General features: G+C 69.9%; 14 protein-coding genes. 5 read left to right on the top strand and 9 right to left on the bottom strand.

Annotated features, from left to right (window positions below; translation table 11 throughout):
- The 7 genes from ACWCPI_RS28065 to ACWCPI_RS28095 all read right to left on the bottom strand — a co-directional run.
- Positions 1-461, bottom strand: a 461-nt coding sequence (locus ACWCPI_RS28065) for an ATP-binding cassette domain-containing protein (protein ID WP_451040761.1), incomplete at its 3' end; no start/stop codon positions are given.
- 14 nt (positions 462-475) lie between these two features.
- Positions 476-1,549, bottom strand: coding sequence for an ABC transporter ATP-binding protein (locus ACWCPI_RS28070; protein ID WP_451040762.1), 1,074 nt, complete (start codon positions 1,547-1,549; stop codon positions 476-478).
- 49 nt (positions 1,550-1,598) lie between these two features.
- Entirely contained in the window at positions 1,599-2,579 is a 981-nt protein-coding gene (locus ACWCPI_RS28075) for an ABC transporter permease (protein ID WP_451040763.1), read from the bottom strand.
- A gap of 90 nt (positions 2,580-2,669) precedes the next feature.
- Positions 2,670-4,478 (bottom strand): ABC transporter substrate-binding protein, encoded by a 1,809-nt coding sequence (locus tag ACWCPI_RS28080; protein ID WP_451040764.1) that lies wholly within the window; start codon positions 4,476-4,478, stop codon positions 2,670-2,672.
- A 119-nt stretch (positions 4,479-4,597) separates the two neighbouring features.
- Positions 4,598-5,629, bottom strand: coding sequence for an ABC transporter permease (locus ACWCPI_RS28085; RefSeq protein WP_451040765.1), 1,032 nt, complete (start codon positions 5,627-5,629; stop codon positions 4,598-4,600).
- Between the two features lie 437 nt (positions 5,630-6,066).
- Positions 6,067-7,983, bottom strand: a complete 1,917-nt coding sequence (typA, locus tag ACWCPI_RS28090; RefSeq protein ID WP_451040766.1) for a translational GTPase TypA — start codon at positions 7,981-7,983, stop codon at positions 6,067-6,069.
- Positions 7,984-8,273: 290 nt separating this feature from the next.
- Positions 8,274-10,538 carry an ABC transporter substrate-binding protein gene (locus ACWCPI_RS28095; RefSeq protein WP_451040767.1) on the bottom strand — a complete coding sequence of 755 codons (2,265 nt, stop codon included), beginning with the start codon at positions 10,536-10,538 and terminating at the stop codon, positions 8,274-8,276.
- Positions 10,539-10,893: 355 nt separating this feature from the next.
- On the opposite strand from ACWCPI_RS28095, the gene ACWCPI_RS28100 reads away from it, so the two are divergent.
- From ACWCPI_RS28100 to ACWCPI_RS28120, 5 genes are all read left to right on the top strand, one after another.
- Complete coding sequence (locus tag ACWCPI_RS28100; protein WP_451040768.1) at positions 10,894-11,184, top strand: hypothetical protein; 291 nt, start codon at positions 10,894-10,896, stop codon at positions 11,182-11,184.
- A gap of 32 nt (positions 11,185-11,216) precedes the next feature.
- On the top strand, positions 11,217-12,038 hold the full coding sequence (locus ACWCPI_RS28105; protein WP_451040769.1) for a hypothetical protein: 822 nt from the start codon (positions 11,217-11,219) through the stop codon (positions 12,036-12,038).
- Between the two features lie 21 nt (positions 12,039-12,059).
- Positions 12,060-14,003, top strand: a complete 1,944-nt coding sequence (locus ACWCPI_RS28110; RefSeq protein ID WP_451040770.1) for a fumarate reductase/succinate dehydrogenase flavoprotein subunit — start codon at positions 12,060-12,062, stop codon at positions 14,001-14,003.
- Positions 14,000-14,770 (top strand): succinate dehydrogenase/fumarate reductase iron-sulfur subunit, encoded by a 771-nt coding sequence (locus ACWCPI_RS28115; RefSeq protein ID WP_451040771.1) that lies wholly within the window; start codon positions 14,000-14,002, stop codon positions 14,768-14,770. Before ACWCPI_RS28110 ends, ACWCPI_RS28115 begins: the two co-directional genes overlap by 4 nt.
- A gap of 70 nt (positions 14,771-14,840) precedes the next feature.
- On the top strand, positions 14,841-16,541 hold the full coding sequence (locus ACWCPI_RS28120; protein WP_451040772.1) for a hypothetical protein: 1,701 nt from the start codon (positions 14,841-14,843) through the stop codon (positions 16,539-16,541).
- A gap of 45 nt (positions 16,542-16,586) precedes the next feature.
- Here ACWCPI_RS28120 and ACWCPI_RS28125 read toward each other — a convergent pair whose 3' ends face one another.
- Positions 16,587-19,361 (bottom strand): SpoIIE family protein phosphatase, encoded by a 2,775-nt coding sequence (locus ACWCPI_RS28125; RefSeq protein ID WP_451040773.1) that lies wholly within the window; start codon positions 19,359-19,361, stop codon positions 16,587-16,589.
- 326 nt (positions 19,362-19,687) lie between these two features.
- Positions 19,688-20,098: an ATP-binding protein gene (locus tag ACWCPI_RS28130; protein ID WP_451040774.1), complete on the bottom strand. Its 411-nt coding sequence runs from the start codon at positions 20,096-20,098 to the stop codon at positions 19,688-19,690.
- Positions 20,099-20,152 lie beyond the last annotated feature (54 nt).

The following is a 20,152-nucleotide window of genomic DNA, read 5'->3' on the forward strand; positions in this document are numbered from 1 at the left end:
CGGACCCGCTTCTCGCGGCCGCCGGCCGGGTTGATGTCGTTGATCTCCATCGGCCCGGAGATGATCTTGCCCACCGTCTGCCGCGGGTTCAGCGACGAGTACGGGTCCTGGAAGATCATCTGGATCTCGGACCGGATCGGCGCCAGCTGCCTGCGAGAGGCACGGGTGATGTCCTTGCCGCGGTACTCGATCCTGCCGTTCGTCGGTTCCAGCAGCTTGGTGATCAGCCGGCCCGTCGTCGACTTGCCGCAGCCCGACTCCCCCACCAGCCCGAAACTCTCGCCGACGTGCACGGTGAGGTCGATGCCGTCCACCGCCTGCACCTGACCGACCGTGCGGCGGATCGGGAAACCGCCCTTGACCGGGAAGTGCTTGACGAGCTTCTCGACGACCAGCAGGGGTTCGCCGGGAGCCTCGGGGACGGCCTCGCGGGGAGCGGGGAGGACGAGGTCCTCTGTCATGTCCGTAGTCCTCCTCAAGGGCGGCGCTGGCCCAGTCGGGGCTTGATCTCTTCGATGAAGACGGTCCGTTTCTCCTCTGCCGTCAGGTGGCAGGCCGAGGAGCGGTCCGGACCGAGTGACGGGATCTCGGTGACACAGCGGTTGCCGCCGACGCGGTCGCGGAAGGTGCAGCGGGGATGGAAGCGGCAGCCCGAGGGCGGCTTCAGCAGCGACGGTGGAGTGCCCGGAATGGGGTTCAGCGGGGCGTGCGGGTCCGAGTCCAGCCGGGGCATGGAGTTCAGCAGGCCCCAGGTGTACGGGTGTTGCGGCGCCCTCAGCACCTCGTCGACCGTGCCGCGCTCCACCGCGCCGCCCGCGTACATCACCATGATGTCGTCGGCCATGTCGGCGATGACCCCGAGGTCGTGCGTGATGAAGATGATCGCCGAGCCGAACTCCTGCTGCAGGTCCTTCAGCAGGTCCAGGATCTGCGCCTGGACGGTGACGTCGAGGGCGGTGGTCGGCTCGTCGGCGATCAGCAGGTCCGGGTCGCAGACCAGCGCCATCGCGATCATCGCGCGCTGACGCATACCGCCGGAGAACTGGTGGGGATAGTCCTTCGCCCGCTGCCCGGGGTGGGGGATGCCGACCTTCCCCAGCATCTCCACCGCCCGCTCCCAGGCCGCCTTCTTCGAGACGCGCATGTGCTTCATGTACGGCTCGGCGATCTGCCGGCCCACCGTGTAGTACGGGGACAGGGCGGTGAGCGGGTCCTGGAAGATCATGGCGACCTTGTTGCCGCGCAGCTTCTCCAGCTCGGACTCCCGGGCGGTGGTCAACTCCTGTCCGTCCAGCAGGATCTCGCCCTCCACCGTGGTGAACATCGGGTTGTGCAGCCCGAGGACGGTCAGGTTGGTCACCGACTTCCCCGAGCCGGACTCGCCCACGATGCCCAGCGTCCTGCCCCGCTCCAGGTCGAAGGAGAGCCCCTCCACGGCCCGTACGACGCCGTCCTCGGTCCTGAAGCTGACGTGCAGGTCCCGTACCGAGAGGAACGCGTCCGCGTCGGCCGGGACCGGGGCGCCGGCCTCCTTGGTCACAGTGGTCACGTCAGTGCTCCCAATCAGCAGTACCGCTGGAACGATTCCCCGTCGAGGCCTAGGCCAGGCGTACCCGCGGGTCGATGAAGGCGTACGCGGCGTCGACGACGATGTTGCAGAGCAGGATCATGGTGGCGGAGAACAGCATCACCCCCAGCAGCAGCGGCAGATCGCTGAAGAACACCGACTCCACCGCCAGCCGGCCCAGTCCCGGGAGCCCGAAGGTGTACTCCGTGATGATGGCACCGCCGAGCAGCGAGCCGAGGTCGATGCCGAAGATGGTGACGACGGGGATCAGCGATCCGCGCCAGGCGTAGCGGAAGAACACGTACCGTCTGGACATGCCCTTGGCGCGGGCGGTGCGGACGTGTTCCTCCTGGAGCTGCTCGATCATCGAGGAGCGGGACATACGGGTGTACTGCGAGGCGAAGATCGTCGACAGCACCACCCACGGGATGATCAGGCCCCCGAACCAGGCGGCCGGGTTCTCGGTGAACTCGTTGTAGGCGGGCTTGTCGAAGATGTGGGTCTGGTAGACGAGGATCGCCAGGGCCAGCGGCCCGAGGAAGTAGATCTGCATCGAGCTGAGCACCATGGCGCCGGCCGTGAAGGTCTTGTCGACGAGCGTGCCGCGCTTCCAGGCGGCGACGAGTCCGGTGCCCAGGCCGACGATCAGGAAGCAGACCGCCCCGCCGACGGTGAGCGACAGCGTGGTGGGCAACCGGTCCATCAGGGTGCCCCAGACCTGCTCGTTGGAGTGGTACGAGTACCCGAAGCAGGGGGCAGGGCAGGGGCCCTGGGCGAAGTCGTCGCTGCCCGCGACGAGGTTGGTGAGGAAGATCCAGTACTGCTCGGGGATCGGCTTGTCGAGGCCGAGGACCCGGTGCAGGTTCTCCAGGTTGGCCGGGGTGCACGTCTTGCCGCACATCAGGAGCGCCGGGTCACGCGGCATTCCGAAGAACAGCAGGAACGTGACGATGCTCAGCAGGAAGAGGATGACGACGGCGCCGAGGGACCGGCGGACCAAAAAGCGCAGCATGGCAGGCAGCTCCCAGACGTCGGCGGGCCGGGCGGCACCCGGTGCGGGAACCCGATGAGGGTTCGGACGCACCGGGTGCCGGAGGGCGGGTTACTTGACGTACAGGCGGCGCGGGTCGACGCCGGCGATGATGTCGTCGTAGACCAGGCCGCCGATCTTGGAACCGGCGATCTGGACCTGCTTGTAGTAGGCGGTCGGTACCACGTTGACCACCTTGGTGAGCAGGTACTCGTTGAGCTTCCCCCACTCCGCCGCGGCCTTGACCGGGTCGGTGATGGTGTTGATCCGGTCGATCTCGCTGTTGACCTTGGGGTCGTTGACCTGGGAGTAGTTCTGGGCGCCCTCGGCGATCCCGCGTCCGTCGTACAGCGGCGGGATCACGGTCGAGGCGGACGGCCAGTCGGCCCCCCAGGCGGTGTGGAAGATGTCGTAGTTGTTGTCCAGTTTGCTGACCTGGTCGTAGAAGGTCTCGGCCGGGATCTCCTGGCGCTGCACGTCGAAGCCGGCCTTCTCCAGGCCCGCCGCCATGGCGGTCGAGTACTGCTGCCCCTCGGGGGTGTTGATGTAGCCGAAGGTCAGCTTCAGGCCGACCTTGCCGGCCTCTTCGAGCAGCTTCTTGGCCTTGGCCGGGTCACCCGCGGGCTTCTTCCTCTTGCCGAACGGGTCGAAGGAGGCGTCGTAGCCGCTGACGGTCGGGCTGATGATGCCGCCCGCGACCTCCATCGCGTCGGTGCCGCCGTAGGCACGCACGAACGGTGTGATCGGAAGGGCGTGGGCGATGGCCTGGCGGACCTTGAGGTCCTTCATCTCCGGGTGGCTCATGTTGATGTTCATCTGGCCTACGTACGGCTGGTAGCCGGACACCGTACGGGACTTCATCTTCGGGTCGTTCAGGACCTTGGACAGATTGCCCGCGTCGACCTGGTTGCTGAAGCTGACGCCGGCCCGGTCACTGCCGCTGTCGGCGAGGAGCGCCTTGGTGGAGTCCTCGAACTGCTGGTTGAAGGTGATGTTGAACCGGTCCACGTACTGGTGGCGCAGCGGGTCCGTGGCCGGGTCCCAGTTGGTGTTCTTCACCAGCACCATGGACTTGCCCGATTTGAACTCCTGGATCTTGTACGGGCCGGCGGCCACCGGGTCCTTGTCGTACTTCGCCTTGGTGTCGCCCTTCTGGGAGACGATGGCGTACCCCGTCATGGCGAGGGCGTACGGCAGGTCGGGGTGCGGTTTCTTGAACTTGAAGACGACCGTTTTCTCGTCCGGTGTCTGAAGGATGCTGTCCGGCAGGTGCTTGCCCTTGAACGGGCCGTCCGGCAGCAGCTTGCGGTAGTCCGCGCCCGGGGTGTCGGCCAGCCACTGCTGGATGTACGGCGGGCCCTGGTTGATGAAGGACGCGAACTGCCGCTCGAAGGTGTGGCGTACGTCGGCCGAGGTGATCGCGGAGCCGTCCTCGAACTTGATGCCGTCCTTCAGCGTGAACTTCCAGGTCTTGCCGCCGTCGGTGGTGGTCCCGGAGTCGGTGGCGAGGTCACCGACGACCTCGTGCTTGCTTCCGTCGTTGCTGGTCGCCTTGTAGCCGGTCAGCCCTCTGTGCAGGAGTTGGGAGACGGCCATCTCGTCCTGGACGTAGATCTGGGCCGGGTCCAGGTGGGCGTAACTGTCCCGGGCAAGCACCGAGATGGTGCCGCCGGGTTTGGCGCCGGGGACCTCGGCCGCCGGCCCCTTGGAGGCCGCGGCGTCCCCGAAGTCGATGGAGGACTGCTGCCGTTCGGCGTTCTCCTGCTGTTCCTTGTCGTTGCCACCGCCCTTGCTGCCGCCCTCGCTGCACCCGGTCAGCACGAGTGCGCCGGCCGCGAGCACCGAGATCGCCGCGTATGCGTGGCGTACGCCCCTACTCATCACTCAGTTCCCACCCATCTGTGTGTCACAGTGCCAAGGAAGTGCCACGTGCGATGTGCCAAGTGCGAAGTGCGAAGTGCGAGGTGCGAGGTGCGAGGTGCGAGGTGCCGAACGCTGCGTCAGCGGGCCGTCTTGGGGTCGAAGGCGTCCCTGACGGAGTCCCCGAGCAGGTTGAACGCGACGATGAAGATGATCATCGAGATGCCGGGGAAGAACATGTAGGTGATGTCGTTCTGCATCACGAGCTCGGTGGACGCCTTGGAGAACATCTGCCCCCAGTCCGGCGTCGGTTCGACGATGCCCACCCCGAGGAAGGACAGACCGGCCTCGGCGGTGACGAAGTTGGGGAGCATGTAGGTGCCCTGCACGAGGATCGGGGTGACCACGTTCGGCAGGATCTCCTTGCGGATGATCCGCCACGGCGGGGCCCCGCTGACCTTGGCCGCCTCGATGAACTCCCGTTCCCGCAGGGCGAGTGTGGTGCCTCTGAGGATCCTCCCGAGACTCATCCAGCCCAGGAACCACATCACGAGGATGAGCGCGACCACCCGGACGTAGACGGGGGTCTCGTCGCGCGGGCTGACGAAGAGCGAGACCACGACCGGCATGCTGGCGATGAAGAACAGCTGGGACGGGAAGGCGAGGAGGAAGTCGATGACCCGGCTGATCCAGTAGTCGGTCCTGCCGCCCATATAGCCCGCCGTGACACCGAGGACGATCCCGGTGAGCACGGTCGCAAGGGTCACCGCGACCGAGATGCCCAGCGAAGTCCTGATGCCGTAGAGCAGCTTGGTGAAGACGTCGTATCCGTTGCCGGGTTCGAGACCGAACCAGAACTCGGCGCTGATCCCGCCGTTGGGCTGCACCGGCACGCCCGCGCTGTCGAACAGCTCGGGGCGTTCGTCGGCGTACACGGTGTACGGGTCCTTGCCGTACAGCCAGGAGATCACCGGGGCGAGCAGGCCGATCAGGAAGAAGAAGATGACGACACAGGCCGAGATCACGCCGGTGCGGTCCCGTGTGAAGCGGATCCACATCAGCCGGCCGGGAGAGCGTCCGACGAACTGTTCGTCCCCGGCCTCCGCCGGTTGTGGTTCGCCGTCCGCGATGACCGAGGTCCCGCCGCCCTCAATACCGATACGACTTGTCACGTTTCGTCCGTTTCGCTGGTATGGGTATGCCAAAGCGAGGCTTGCGGAAGGCCGCAGCCGGACGCGCGTAGGAGGTGGTACGCCTCCCCCTCCGACACCCCTGACGGAGGATCAGGCAACCCCCATTGCTCGTGAGTCGGGCACTGTCCCCACAGTGCGAGACCCATTGACCCGAGCGCTGCCGCTAACTATCTGCCATGCGCCAACTACCGACCACCGTCTTTAAATCTCAATTCAGTCACAGCTCGCCGCCGGATCTTCCAAAATCCGGACAAAGCGTTTGCGGGGAGAAGGCCGCGAAACGGACGTGTTACGTGGCTATCGTGCGAGGATCTCCGCATTTCGGACAGAGGGTCGAGTCTCGGCCACAGAAAACGGCTTGCGAAAAAGCCCGGGCTCCCCCATGCAGGGGGAGCCCGGGCTCAAGTGCGCGATGCTCAGCCGTGCTTGGCGCGGCTCGCGGCGCGGGCGCGCTCGCGGGCGTCCAGGTTCACCTTGCGGATGCGCACCGCCTCCGGGGTGACCTCCACGCACTCGTCGTCGCGGCAGAACTCCAGGGACTGCTCCAGCGACAGCTTGCGCGGCGGGACGATCGACTCGGCGACATCGGCCGTGGACGACCGCATGTTGGTGAGCTTCTTCTCCTTGGTGATGTTGACGTCCATGTCGTCGGCGCGCGAGTTCTCGCCGACGATCATGCCCTCGTACACCTCGGTGCCGGGCTCGACGAACAGCACGCCGCGCTCCTGGAGGTTCGTCATCGCGAAGGCGGTGACGGCACCGGCGCGGTCGGCGACCAGCGAGCCGTTGTTACGGGTCGTCAGGGTGCCGAACCAGGGCTCGAAGCCCTCGTGGATGGAGTGGCCGATGCCGGTGCCGCGGGTCTGGGTCAGGAACTCGGTCCGGAAGCCGATCAGACCGCGGGACGGCACCACGAACTCCATGCGCACCCAGCCGGAGCCGTGGTTGGACATGTTGTCCATACGGCCCTTGCGGACACCCATCAGCTGGGTGACGGCGCCCATGTGCTCCTCGGGCACGTCGATGGTCATGCGCTCGACGGGCTCGTAGACCTTGCCGTCCACGTCCTTGGTGACGACCTGCGGCTTGCCGATGGTCAGCTCGAAGCCCTCGCGGCGCATCTGCTCGACCAGGATGGCCAGCGCCAGCTCACCGCGGCCCTGCACCTCCCAGGCGTCCGGCCGGTCGGTGTCCAGGACACGGAGGCTGACGTTACCGATCAGCTCGCGGTCGAGGCGGTCCTTGACCTGGCGGGCGGTGACCTTGCGGTCCTTGACGGCCGCCTTCGCGTCGGCGCCCTTGCCGGTGCCGCCGCGGCCGACCAGCGGGGAGGTGTTGGTGCCGATGACCATGGAGATCGCGGGCTCGTCGACCGTGATCAGGGGCAGCGGGACCGGGTTCTCGGTGTCGGCGAGGGTCTCACCGATCATGATGTCCGGGATACCGGCGACGGCGCAGATGTCACCGGGGCCCGCCACCTCCGCCGGCTTGCGGGTCAGCGCCTCGGTCATCATCAGCTCACTGATGCGCACGTTGCTGACCGACCCGTCGCGCTTCATCCACGCGACCGTCTGCCCCTTCTTCAGCTCGCCCTGGTGCACGCGCAGCAGCGCGATACGGCCGAGGAAGTTGTCGGCGTCGAGGTTGGTGACGTGGGCCTGGAGCGGGGCTTCCTCGTCGTAGGTCGGGGCCGGGATGTGCTCCAGGATGGTGGAGAAGAACGGCTCCAGGCTGGTGGAGTCGGCCGGGACGGTCCCGTCCTCCGGCTTGGTGAGCGACGCGATGCCGTCACGGCCGCAGGCGTAGACGATCGGGAACTCGATCTGCTCCTCGTCGGCGTCCAGGTCGAGGAAGAGGTCGTAGGTCTCGTTCACGACCTCGTCGATCCGGGCATCCGGACGGTCCGTCTTGTTGATGCACAGGATGATCGGCAGACGGGCCTGGAGCGCCTTGCGCAGCACGAAGCGGGTCTGGGGCAGCGGCCCCTCGGAGGCGTCGACGAGCAGCACGACACCGTCCACCATCGACAGACCGCGCTCGACCTCACCACCGAAGTCGGCGTGGCCGGGGGTGTCGATGATGTTGATCGTGATGGGCTCCCCGCCGTCCTTGGGGTGGTACTTCACCGCCGTGTTCTTGGCGAGGATCGTGATGCCCTTCTCACGCTCCAGGTCGTTCGAGTCCATCATGCGGTCGTCGACGGAGTCGAGCTGATGGGCGGCGAAGGCACCGGCCTGCTTCAGCATGCCGTCGACGATGGTGGTCTTGCCGTGGTCGACGTGGGCGACGATGGCGACGTTGCGGATGTCGTGACGCGTTGCAGTCACAGCCATATTGCGGCGTACTCCCGGAGTGTGTGGACGGCCCTGCTGCGCACGTCTGTGTTACGCGGGCCCTGCCGGGCGGAACATGCCACGGCCTCACCCCATGGTACGGGGCCGCCGCCGTAGGGGCTTGGCGGGATACTTCGACGCAGGTCAGTGCGGGGTTGGAGCCCCTTTTCCGGACCGCGCCGGGGGCCTGCGGCCCGCGGGCCCTCGCGGGCCGCCCCGAGCGGGCCTCGTCCTCGGACGCCGGACGGGCCGAGAGCGGTGGCCCGGCGTCGCGGAGTGACCGCTCCCCGCTACTCGGCCGGCGCGCTCCCCGACGGCTTCGCGCCCTTGTTCAGGAAGCCCATGTCCTCGTACACCGGCGTCTCGAAGCCGAAGGCGCCCGCGTTGGCGACGTTCTTCCTCGCCGCGGTCAGCTGGGGCCGCTGGTAGAGCGGGATCGAGCCGGCCGCCGCCCAGATGCGGGAGTCGGCCTTGCGGATCAAGGAGCGGGACTCGGACTCGTCGAGCGTGGCCACCGCCTGGTCGAAGAGCTGGTCGACCTGGTCGGTGCCGACGCGGGTGTAGTTCTGCTCGACGTTCAGGGAGCCGTCGGCGGCCGGCACCGGCTTGGCGTAGATGGGCCGGGCGTCGGTGGCCGGGTAGGCGGACGCGGGCCAGGAGTAGAGGGCGAGGTCGTACTGGCCGGAGGCGATGTGGTCCTTGAAGTAGCTCTCGTCCGAGACCTTGGTGACCTCGGTACGGATGCCGATCCGCTCCAGCATCACCCCGATCCGGTCCGCCACCGTCCGCAGCGTCCGGGACCCCTCACCCGACGGCACCACGAACCGCAGCACCAGCGCCTTGCCGTCCTTGGCCAGTGGCCGCGCCGCCGCTCCCGCCGGCGCGGCGGTGCCCTGCGGGGCGTACGCACCGGGTGCGCCACCCTGCTGGAGCTGATTGCTGCCGTACTGCTTGCCGTCCTGGGCGAGATGCTCCCCCGGACGCCCGTCGCCGTCGCCCGCCTTGTCGTCCTCGCCGACGACGTACGTCCCGTCGTCCCCGCCGGCGGCGTCCGAACCCTTGTCGGCCTTGTCGGCCTTGCCGCCCTTCTCGCCGTCCTCGCCCTTCTCGGGCTTCTTCGCCTTCTCCCCGTCCTCGCCCTTCTCGCCCTTCTTCGCCTTCTCCCCGTCCTCGCCCTTCTCGCCCTTCTCGGTGTTCCGGGCCCTCTCCCCGTCCTCGTCCTTCCCGGCCTTCTCCCCCTCCGCCCCGGCCGCCTTCTCCCCCTTCTTCTTCTCCTTGACCGGCCCGCCCTGCACCCACCCGGCATCCGCGAGCAGCGCCTGCGCCTCCTCCGTGTCCTGGCCGCCGATCGCCCCGCTGTTGTCGGCGTACGCGGCCTGGCCGGAGAGCGCGAGATGGCTGCCGACCGGCTCCGCGGGCAGTCCCAGCGGGGCCAGGACCAGCTTCGCCAGTTCCTCGCGGTCGAGCGCACGGGCCACGGCCCGTCGCACCCGCTCGTCGGCGAGCGGGCCGTCGGCGCCGTTGAGGGCGAGCTGGGTGTACGCCGGTTCCAGCGACTTGCGTACCTCGAAGCCCCTGAACGCCGCCGCGTCCCGCCGCTGCCCGGGAGTCTTCCTGTGGTGGTCCGGACCCATCAGCGGCGTCCCGGAGGCGCTCGCGGTGCGGGGCGGCGCGGCCAAGGTGATGCGCCGGGCCGCGGCGGGATCGATCTCGGCCAGGTCGAGCCGACCGGCGGCCAGCTCGGTGGCCCGCTCGTCGCGCGGTACGGCCCGCAGGACGATCTCGTGCAGCTTGGCCCGCTGACCCCACCAGCGCGGATTGCGGGTGAGCAGGACCTCGTCGTCCTTGCGGTCGATCTTCTTCAGGCTGAACGGCCCGGCGCTGATCTTCAGCTTCTTGCGCGCCCCGTCGTTGAAGGAGTCCGGCGTGCCCATGACCTCCTTCGGGTACAGCGGCGAGAACAGCGAGCGCCAGTCGGCGTACGGCCGCGCGAAGGTGACGCGGACCTCCAGGTCGCCCTTGCCGCGCTCGATCTTCTCGATCCGGTCGTACCCGGCGTTGCGGGCGGTCCAGTACGCGCTGTCCTTGCCGGACAGGGCCCGCCACTGGGCGGCGAAGTCGGCGGCGCCGATCTCCCGGCCGTCGCTCCAGACGGCCTGCTGGTTGAGCTTGTACAGGACGACCTGCTTGGGCTCGGTCTCGACGATCTCGGCGGACTCCAGGAAGTCCGGGTTGCGCTCCGGGCGCCCGTTGCCGTCGAGCCGGAACATCGAGGGCAGGGTGGCCTGCGCGATCCGGGTGGTGGTGGCGTCGGCGTCCGACTGGAAGGTGTTCAGGGTCTCCGGCAGGGCGTCCACGGCCCACCGCAGGGTGCCGCCGTCGGCGATCTCGGCCCGCGCGGCCGGTGCGATGTCCTGTTCGGCCAGCGGCTTCCCGGCCGGATCGGGGTCGCTGCACCCGGACAGCACGGTCATCGCGAGCCCGCCGGCGGTGAGGAAGGCGACCGAGCGCATGGCCGCGCGGGAGGGCCTGGTTCCGGCGCCGTCGTGGGACATCACTGCGTACCTCCGGGGAGTGGCTCCCGCCGGTGACAATTAGTGCGTTCTGATCACGTTTGGCGGTATTTTGGAGTTGATCAGATCTAAGGCACCCCACTGAAGAGGAAAGGGTTCGCCAGCCGGAGACGACACGGCGGCGGGGACGTACAGGGCCACCCGTGTGGAGCAACGCACCCCGCGCTCCCTCTCGGCTCCCCCGGCGTACACAGAGCGCGTGCGGGCGTGCGTCGCAGGTGTGCAATCCGCCAATCGCTGCACATCCCTTCACATCGGCAGGTGTGACGCGCAACACTCGCAGGCGCATGAACGTTGCCACCCAGGGCCGCACGGCCCACGGAAGTGAGGTCACGTCATGTCCGTGCAAGACGACCTGACAGCTGTCCAGCGCTGCCTCGACGACCTGTACCGGTCCGTGGGCCGGCTGGAGAAGCAGCTCGGCACGGCCGGGCTGGAGATGCGGCGCGTCCGGACGGACGCCAACCATCTGCGCGAGAGCGTCGCGCTGCTGCGGGAGGCGGTCCAGAGCCCCGCCGCGCAGCGCAAACCGGAGCTCGTCACCATCCCCGACACGCCGTACGACGACTCTCTGTGGATCGACACGGATGACGAGGGTCTCGGCGCCCGGGACCGCCGCGCCCCCTGATCCCTCCCCCCCGACCCGACCGGAGTCATGCATTGGCCACTGGTACGGAACCCCATCTGAACAGCGGCGGCGTACACACCGGTACGCGGGCCGCGATCACCGCCCCGCACCTGCGGACCGACCGCTGGTGGCTGGCCCCGGCCGCCACCGCGGCCGGTCTGCTGGCGTTCATCGTGTACTCCACCTGGCGGGCCTTCGCCAACGCGGACTACTACGCGGCGCCGTACGTCTCGCCGTTCTACTCGCCCTGTCTGGCGGAGAACTGCGAGCCCATGCGCGCCGGTCCCAACTGGGAGCTCTTCGGGAGCTGGTGGGGCATCTCCCCCGCGATCATCATCCTGATCTTCCCGCTCGGCTTCCGGCTGACCTGCTACTACTACCGCAAGGCCTACTACCGCGGCTTCTGGATGTCGCCCCCGGCCTGCGCGGTGGCCGAGCCGCACAAGAAGTACACCGGTGAGACCCGCTTCCCGCTGATCCTGCAGAACATCCACCGGTACTTCTTCTACGCCGCGATCCCGGTCGCCGGGATCCTGACGTACGACACGGTGCTCGCCTTCCGCGACGAGAACTACGAGTGGGGCCACATGGGCCTCGGCACCCTCGTCTTCCTCGTCAACATCGTGCTGATCTGGGCGTACACCCTCTCCTGTCACTCCTGCCGGCACATCGTCGGCGGCAAGCTCAAGCACTTCTCCAAGCATCCGGTGCGCTACCGGATGTGGCGGTGGATCGGGAAGCTGAACGCCCGCCACATGCTGCTCGCCTGGACATCGCTGGTGAGCGTGGCGCTCGCCGACTTCTACGTCTATCTCGTCGCGTCCGGGGTCTTCGACGATCCGCGCTTCTTCTAGATTGAGTGGGGACTGAAACCAATGTCCGTGGTCGAACGGCAGGAGTGGGACGTCGTCGTGGTCGGCGCCGGCGGGGCGGGGCTGCGGGCGGCGATCGAGGCGCGTGAGCGCGGCGCCCGTACAGCCGTGATCTGCAAGTCGCTGTTCGGCAAGGCGCACACCGTGATGGCCGAGGGCGGCATCGCGGCGGCCATGGCCAACGCCAACGAGCACGACAACTGGCAGGTCCACTTCCGCGACACCATGCGCGGCGGCAAGTTCCTCAACCAGTGGCGGATGGCCGAGCTGCACGCCCAGGAGGCGCCGGAGCGGGTGTGGGAGCTGGAGACCTGGGGCGCGCTCTTCGACCGTACGAAGGACGGCCGTATCTCGCAGCGCAACTTCGGCGGCCACGAGTACCCGCGCCTCGCGCACGTCGGTGACCGCACCGGCCTGGAGCTGATCCGCACCCTCCAGCAGAAGATCGTCGCGCTCCAGCAGGAGGACAGGAAGGAGACCGGGGACTACGAGTCCCGGCTGAAGGTCTACCAGGAGTGCACGGTCACGCGGATCCTCAAGGACGGCAGCCGGGTCTCGGGGGTCTTCGCCTACGAGCGCGAGACGGGCCGCTTCTTCGTCCTGGAGGCTCCCGCCGTCGTCATCGCGACGGGCGGCATCGGCAAGTCCTTCAAGGTGACCTCGAACTCGTGGGAGTACACGGGTGACGGCCACGCGCTGGCACTGCTCGCCGGGGCGCCTCTGCTGAACATGGAGTTCGTGCAGTTCCACCCGACCGGCATGGTCTGGCCGCCGTCGGTGAAGGGGATCCTGGTCACGGAGTCGGTGCGCGGCGACGGAGGGGTGCTGCGCAACTCCGAGGGCAAGCGGTTCATGTTCGACTACGTCCCCGACGTCTTCAAGGAGAAGTACGCCGAGTCGGAGGAGGAGGGCGACCGCTGGTACGAGGACCCGGACAACAACCGGCGGCCCCCCGAGCTGCTCCCCCGTGACGAGGTGGCGCGGGCGATCAACGCCGAGGTGAAGGCGGGCCGCGGCTCCCCGCACGGCGGTGTGTTCCTGGACGTCTCGACCCGGATGCCGGCGGAGGTCATCCGCCGCCGCCTGCCCTCCATGTACCACCAGTTCAAGGAGCTGGCGGACGTCGACATCACGGCGGAGGCGATGGAGGTCGGACCGACCTGCCACTACGTCATGGGCGGCATCGCGGTCGAGTCGGACACGGCGGCGGCGCGCGGGGTGCCCGGCCTGTACGCGGCGGGTGAGGTGGCCGGGGGCATGCACGGCTCGAACCGGCTCGGCGGGAACTCGCTGTCCGACCTGCTGGTCTTCGGCCGCCGGGCGGGCTGGCACGCCGCCGAGTACGCGGCCGCGCGGGCCTTCGAACGCCCCGAGGTCAGCGATCTGGAGGTGGACGCGGCAGCCGCGGAGGCGCTTCGCCCCTTCTCGGCGGAGGGCCCGGTCGGGGGCGAGGACGACGGGCGCCCGCCGGAGAACCCGTACTCCCTCCACCAGGAACTCCAGCAGACCATGAACGACCTCGTCGGCATCATCCGCCGCGAGGCCGAGATGGAGCAGGCGCTGCAGAAGCTGGCGGAGCTGCGGGTACGGGCCCGCCGGGCCGGCGTCGAGGGCCACCGCCAGTTCAACCCCGGCTGGCACCTCGCACTGGACCTGCGCAACATGCTGCTGGTCAGTGAGTGCGTGGCGCGGGCGGCGCTGGAGCGCACGGAGTCGCGGGGCGGCCACACCCGCGAGGACCACCCGACGATGGACCGCAAGTGGCGCAACATCAACCTGCTGTGCCGGCTGGCCGATCCGACGGACGGCCTGGCGGCCACCGACCCTGAGCGCGGCCAGATCACCCTCCTGCGGGAGACCACCGACCCTGTCCGCGCCGACCTGCTCGCTCTCTTCGACAAGGAGGAGCTGGTCAAGTACCTCGCCGAAGAGGAGCTGTACCAGTGAGCAGCTACGAGGCCCGATTCAAGGTGTGGCGGGGCGATGCCGGGGGCGGCGGCCTCAAGGACTTCGAGGTGGAGGTGAACGACGGCGAGGTGGTGCTCGACATCATCCACCGCCTCCAGGCCACCCAGGCGCCCGACCTGGCCGTCCGCTGGAACTGCAAGGCGGGCAAGTGCGGTTCGTGCTCCGCCGAGATCAACGGGCGGCCGCGGCTGATGTGCATGACGCGCATGTCGGTGTTCGACCGGGAGGAGACGATCACGGTGACGCCGCTGCGGGCGTTCCCGGTGGTCCGCGACCTGGTCACGGACGTCGGCTTCAACTACGACAAGGCCCGTCAGGTGCCCGCCTTCGTGCCGCCGGAGGGCCTCGGCCCCGGCGAGTACCGGATGATGCAGGAGGACGTGGACCGCTCGCAGGAGTTCCGCAAGTGCATCGAGTGCTTCCTGTGCCAGGACACCTGCCACGTCGTCCGTGACCACGAGGAGAACAAACCGGCCTTCGCGGGCCCGCGGTTCCTGATGCGGGTGGCGGAACTGGACATGCATCCCCTCGACGCCGCCGCCGAGGCCGGCCTGGACCGCAAGTCGAGCGCCCAGGACGAACACGGCCTCGGCTACTGCAACATCACCAAGTGCTGCACGGAGGTCTGCCCCGAGGGCATCAAGATCACGGACAACGCCCTGATCCCCTTGAAGGAACGGGCCGCGGACCGCAAGTACGACCCCTTGGTGTGGCTGGGATCCAAGATCATGCGCCGGTCGTCGTAGGGAGGGGCACCGGTTCGCCCGGTCGCCCTCCCGGTCGCGTACGGACAATCGTGCTCATACGCTCCGGAATGTGACGTCATCCTTGATCCGAGGCCGCCCGCGGCGGGGCGGCTCGCACATATCCGCGCGGGTGGTGCACGCCCTGGTGGGCGGGCTGGTCGGGGTGGTGTGGCTGGTGCTGCCCGCCCTGACGTTCGCGGGCGGGGACCGGCTCGCGGGCGGGGCGGAGCGACCCGTCGCGGGAGCGGCGGCCCAGCAGGAGGTCGAGGAGACGTCCGGGATCGATCTCGTGGTGCCGCTGCTGGCCGCCGTCGCGGCCATGGCGCTGGCGGGTTACGGGTTCCTCCGGCGCAGGCGGCGGCAGCGCGGGCGTACGACTCCCGGCGGGACGCCGGTGCGGGCCGTCGAAGCGCCGGACGGGGGGCTGGACGACAGGGCGCGGGAGCTGCTGGTCGCGGCGGACGACTGGGTGCGGGTGAGCGGGGAGGAACTCGGCTTCGTGGCGGAGCGTGTCACCGCCGGGGCCGCCGTCGGGCCTGCGGTCGTCGAGGATTTCGCGCGGGTCGTACGGGACGCGGAGCGGGAACTGGCGGTCGCGTTCCGGATGCGCTGGCAGTACGAGGGCGGGGTGCCGCAGGAGGCCGCCGCCCGGCGGCATGTGCTGGCCGGGATCGTGGGGCGGTGCGAGGAGGCGGGGCGGCTGCTGGACGCACGGGCCGCCGCCTTCGACGAGGTACGGGGGCTGGAGGAGGGGCTGGGCGGCGGGCTGGGCCATGCACTGGTGGTCGCCGAGGGGCGGTTCCGGGAGTTGGCCGGGCGTCTCGCGGGCACCGGCTCGGTCCTCACCGAACTCGGCGAGCGGTACGGGCCCACCGCCACCGCCGACGTCGCGGGCCATGTCGAGCAGGCCAAGGACCGGCTCGTGTTCGCCACCGCACGGCTCAACCAGGCCCGCCGGCACGCCGACTCGGGCGAGAACGGACGGGCCGCGGGGCGGCTGCGGGCGGCCGAGGGCGCCATCGCCCAGGCAGCCGCCCTCGTCGACGGCGTCGAGCGGCTCGCCCGGACCCTCGCGACGGCCGCGGCGATGGTTCCGGCCGCGCTGAGCGGCGGGGAGGCGGAGATCGCCGGAGCCCGGGAGCGGCTGCGGGCGGTCGACGCCGGGGCGCCGGGACCGGCGGCGCCCGGCACGCCCTCCCCGGACACGGTCGACGTCCCTCCCGGTGAGCTGCGCGCCCGTGTCCTCCATGCCGATCTCGCCCTGGCCGCCGTACGAGAGGAACTGGCGTCCAAGGCGTACGACCCCCTCGACCTGCTGCGGCGGATCGTACGGGGCGTTCAGCCCGTCTTCGTGGGGCGCAGCGGGGTGATCCCGGCGGCCGCGTCGCTCTGTGCGGGCAGTGCCGTCGCCGACGCGGACACGGTCGTCGCGACGCACCGGGCGGCGGTCGGCGGCGAGGCCCGCACCCGGTTGGCGGAGGCCCGGCGGCTGCTCGCTGTGCCGGTGTCCGCCCCTGCCGGGCGGGGCGCGCGCCAGGAGCTCGCCGACCTCGTCGAAGCCGACCTGCTGGCCCTGCAGGCCCACGAACTCGCCGAACAGGACGTTAGGGTGCACGGCCACCCCGTCGACCGCCCCGGCGCCGACATCGACGGACTCGCCGGCGCCGTCCTCGGCGGGGTCCTGCTGGGCGGCGCGCCGGACGGTGGGCCGCCCGCCTGCTTCGGCGGGCCGCGCAGCCGGGAGCGGCGCGGCGACCCGGTCCGCACCTGAGCGCACCGCACCCCGCCCGGGCCCGGTACGGCACCTTGCCGCCGCTCAGAACAGGCTCAACAACGCCTCCGCCGGATCCACCAGCCCGTTCTCCCCGTCCGGCAGCGGGAGTTCGAACCACACCGTCTTGCCGCGCGGTGTGCGGCGGGAGCCCCATGCGGCGCTGAGGAGGCCGACCAGCTGGAGGCCCCGGCCGCCTTCGTCCGTGTCGCGGGCGCGACGACGGCGCGGCTGGACCAGGCCGGAGTCCCAGACCTCGCAGACCAGGGTCCGGTCCAGCAGGAGGCGGAGTCTGATCTCGCCCTCGCCGTACCGCAGGGCATTGGTGACCAATTCGCTGACCAGGAGTTCCGTCGTGTCGACCAGCGGCTCCAGGTCCCAGGAGAGCAGCTGTCCGCGGGCGTACTCCCGGGCGCGTCCCACACTGCGCGGCTCGCGCGGCAGCGTCCAGTCGCCGACCGACTCGGCGGGCAGTCCCTGCACCCGGGCCATCAGCAGGGCGATGTCGTCCTCGCCGTGATGGCTGTCGAGGATGTTGAGGACGTGGTCGCAGACGTCCTCCAGGTTCGGGCGGGGGTCGGCGCCGAGCCCCGTCGTCGAGGGGTGGTGCTCGGGCGACGGGCGGGCGGGGTCGGTGAGCGCGCCCACGAAGGCCTGCAGGCCCTCGTCCAGGGGATGGTCACGGGATTCCACCAGTCCGTCCGTGTAGAGGGCCAGCAGCGCCCCCTCCGGCAGCTCGACCTCCACCTCCTCGAACGGCTCGCCGCCCACGCCCAGCGGCATCCCGGGCGGCACGTCGAGCATCAGCGCCGCCTCACCGGGCTCGACGAGGACCGGCGGGAGATGACCGGCGTTGGCGAAGGTGCACCGGCGCGTGACGGCGTCGTAGACCGCGTACACGCAGGTCGCCAGGTACACCTCGGACAGGTCCGCCTCGCGGGGCCGGCGAGCCGCCCGGGTGGCCTGCTGCACGCCCCCCGGGGCGCCCAGGCCGCGTGCGATCTCGTCCAACGCCGAAAGGACCTCGGCCGGTTCGAGGTCGAGGAGGGCCAGCGTTCGTACGGCCGAGCGCAGTTCGCCCATGGCGACGGCCGCGCGCAGGCCACGGCCCATCACGTCCCCGACGACCAACGCCGTGCGGTGGCCGGGCAGTTCTATGACGTCGAACCAGTCACCGCCGACCTCGCTCGGGCGGTCGGGCGACGCGTTGCCGGGCAGGTAGCGGCACGCGATGTCCAGCCCGGAGGCGACCGGGTCGCCCGGCGGGAGCAGCGACCGCTGCAGTATCAGCGCCCTCTCGTGCTCACGCCGGTACAGGCGGGCGTTGTCGATGCACACCGCCGCTCGCGCCGCCAGTTCCACCGCGAGGTCGCGGTCCCGGTCGCCGAACGGCTCGCTGCCCTTCGTCCGGGCGAACTGCGCCAGGCCCACCACCGTGTCGTGGGCGACCATCGGCACGGCGAGCGTGGACTGCACGAGGCCGCCCTCCTCGCCGGGCACGCGCTGCGGCCGGGCGGTGCGCAGGGCGTCCGCGCAGGGGGAGTTGAAGGGGTAGTGGTGGACGGCGCCGACCGCGACCTGGCCCCCGCCCCCGACGAACGGCGCGTCGGAGACCGCGCTGGCGAAGGCGACCCGGCGTACCTCGGCGCTGCCGTCGGCGAGGCCCGGCGGGGTCTCGTCACCGGCCAGCAGCCCTTGGTAGAGGTCGACCGTGGCCAGGTCGCAGAAGCCGGGGACCACGACGTCGAGGAGTTCGCGGGCCGTCGTCTCCAGGTCGAGGGAGTTGCCTATGCGGGCACCGGCCTCGTTCAGCAGGGCCAGGTTGCGCCGGGCGGCGGCGGCCTCACGGGCGGCGGCACGGCGGGCGGTGATGTCGATTCCGAGCCAGGCGATGCCGATGGGGCGGCCGCTGCCGCTGTGCACCCGGTACAGGTTGATGGACCAGTGGCGGCGTTCGTCGGAGCCGGGCAGGAAGCCTGTGACGTGCATGTCCGTGATGGAGTTGCCGCTCTCCAGGACCCGGCGCAGGGTGGCCGTGACCCGGTCCGCCTCGGGGCGGGCCAGGTAGTCGTGGACGCCGCGGCCGCGGTGGTCGTCCGGGGTGCCGCCGAAGATGGAGGCGAACCGCTGGTTGGCGCGGCGTACCCGGAGGTCGGAGTCGATCAGCAGGAAGCCGAACGGAGACTGACTGAAAATCGCCTGCGAGGCGGCGAGGTCGGTCTCGATCCGGCGCAGGGTGCGGACGTCGACGACGATGCAGACGGCGGCCTTCTCGCCGTCCTCGGTGCGCGTCGGCATGACGTACACCTCGGCGAGCCCCTCCTGGCCGCGCTGCCCGTCGGCCGTGTCGGGCGCCCGGAAGGGGACGACGCCGGTCCATTCACGGCCGTCGAGGATCTCGGCCATCTTTCGCTGGCCCCGCTCGCGCAGGTCGGGGTCGATGAACGCCTCGATGGGGTCCATGCCGACGGCGCGCCGGGCCGGGATGCCGAACAGCTGCTCGGCGCGCACGCTCCACTGGTCGACCAGGCCGTCGGGGCCGATGGAGAAGGAGGCGACCTTGATGTAGTCGTAGATCGAGCCGGGCGGGCTGCTCTGCCAGACGGGGTCACCGGGACGTATCTCGTCGGAGGCGAAGCCGGGGTGACGGGGGGCGGAGGCGTCGGACGCCTGGGTGTCGGCTGATGTCTGTGCGCCTTGTGAGTCCCGTGTGTCCCGGGAGGCCGGTGTGTCGTGGACCGCTCGCCCCTGCGCCGCCTTGCTCCTCGCGCCGTCCGACGGGTCCTCGGACCCCGTGGCCCTCGCTGGTATCTCGCTCACGCGAACCGTCCCCTCCAGCTCACCGCGTCCGGCACCGGTCACCGGCGGCGGCTGCCCGCAGTATCCAGCACTACGGTCCCGCACAACACGGTGTTCACGATCACAGCACGTTCCCGATGCTTTTCGGTCCCGGCCGCGGAAACACTTCCAGTCTTCTAACCAGCGGACACGCAGTCGAATCACGCGATCCGTCAACCGTCACCGGCAGGAGGCGCGCTCTCGACACGGTGGGGGCACGCGTACACCGGAGTTGACGTTTACTGACGGGGCGTCGAGTGGACGGGCGAGCCACGAGGAAGCGAGTGCCGGGGCTCAGGTGCCGGACGTCATTCCGGTACGCCGAGTTCGAACCACACCGTCTTGCCCGCGCTCCGTCCCGGCTTGGTCCCCCAACGGCGCGCGGAGAGCGCCACGAGTTGAAGACCGCGGCCGCTCTCGTCCTCGGGATGGGCGGTGCGTGTGCGAGGCGGGTCGGGCAGGGGGTCGGAGACCTCGACCAGGAGGGTGTCACTCAGGTCGCCCGGACGGACCAGGCGTACGCCGATGGGGCCTGTGGCGTGCCGCAGGGAGTTGGTCACCAGCTCGCTGACCAGCAGCGCCGCGATGTCGGCGAGGCTGTCCAGGCCCCATCGGCGCAATCGGCCTCTGACGGCGGCACGCGCGGCCCGCACGGCGCCCGGCTCGGCGGGAAAGGTCCACTCGGCGCAGTCACCATCGGTGTCGATCACGCCGATCACTTCCCAGGCCAGCCAGCGGGGTTCCCATGTCCGGTTTCATAGGGTTAATAGCCA

The organism is Streptomyces sp. NPDC001920 (genome assembly GCF_053594495.1).

Excerpts from the sequence above, each read along its gene's own strand:
- ACWCPI_RS28080 (WP_451040764.1), bottom strand. The coding sequence starts at position 4,478 with ATGAGTAGGGGCGTACGCCACGCATACGCGGCGATCTCGGTGCTCGCG.
- typA (WP_451040766.1), bottom strand. The coding sequence starts at position 7,983 with ATGGCTGTGACTGCAACGCGTCACGACATCCGCAACGTCGCCATCGTC.
- ACWCPI_RS28075 (WP_451040763.1), bottom strand. The coding sequence starts at position 2,579 with ATGCTGCGCTTTTTGGTCCGCCGGTCCCTCGGCGCCGTCGTCATCCTC.
- ACWCPI_RS28110 (WP_451040770.1), top strand. The coding sequence starts at position 12,060 with ATGTCCGTGGTCGAACGGCAGGAGTGGGACGTCGTCGTGGTCGGCGCC.
- ACWCPI_RS28095 (WP_451040767.1), bottom strand. The coding sequence starts at position 10,538 with ATGTCCCACGACGGCGCCGGAACCAGGCCCTCCCGCGCGGCCATGCGC.
- ACWCPI_RS28100 (WP_451040768.1), top strand. The coding sequence starts at position 10,894 with ATGTCCGTGCAAGACGACCTGACAGCTGTCCAGCGCTGCCTCGACGAC.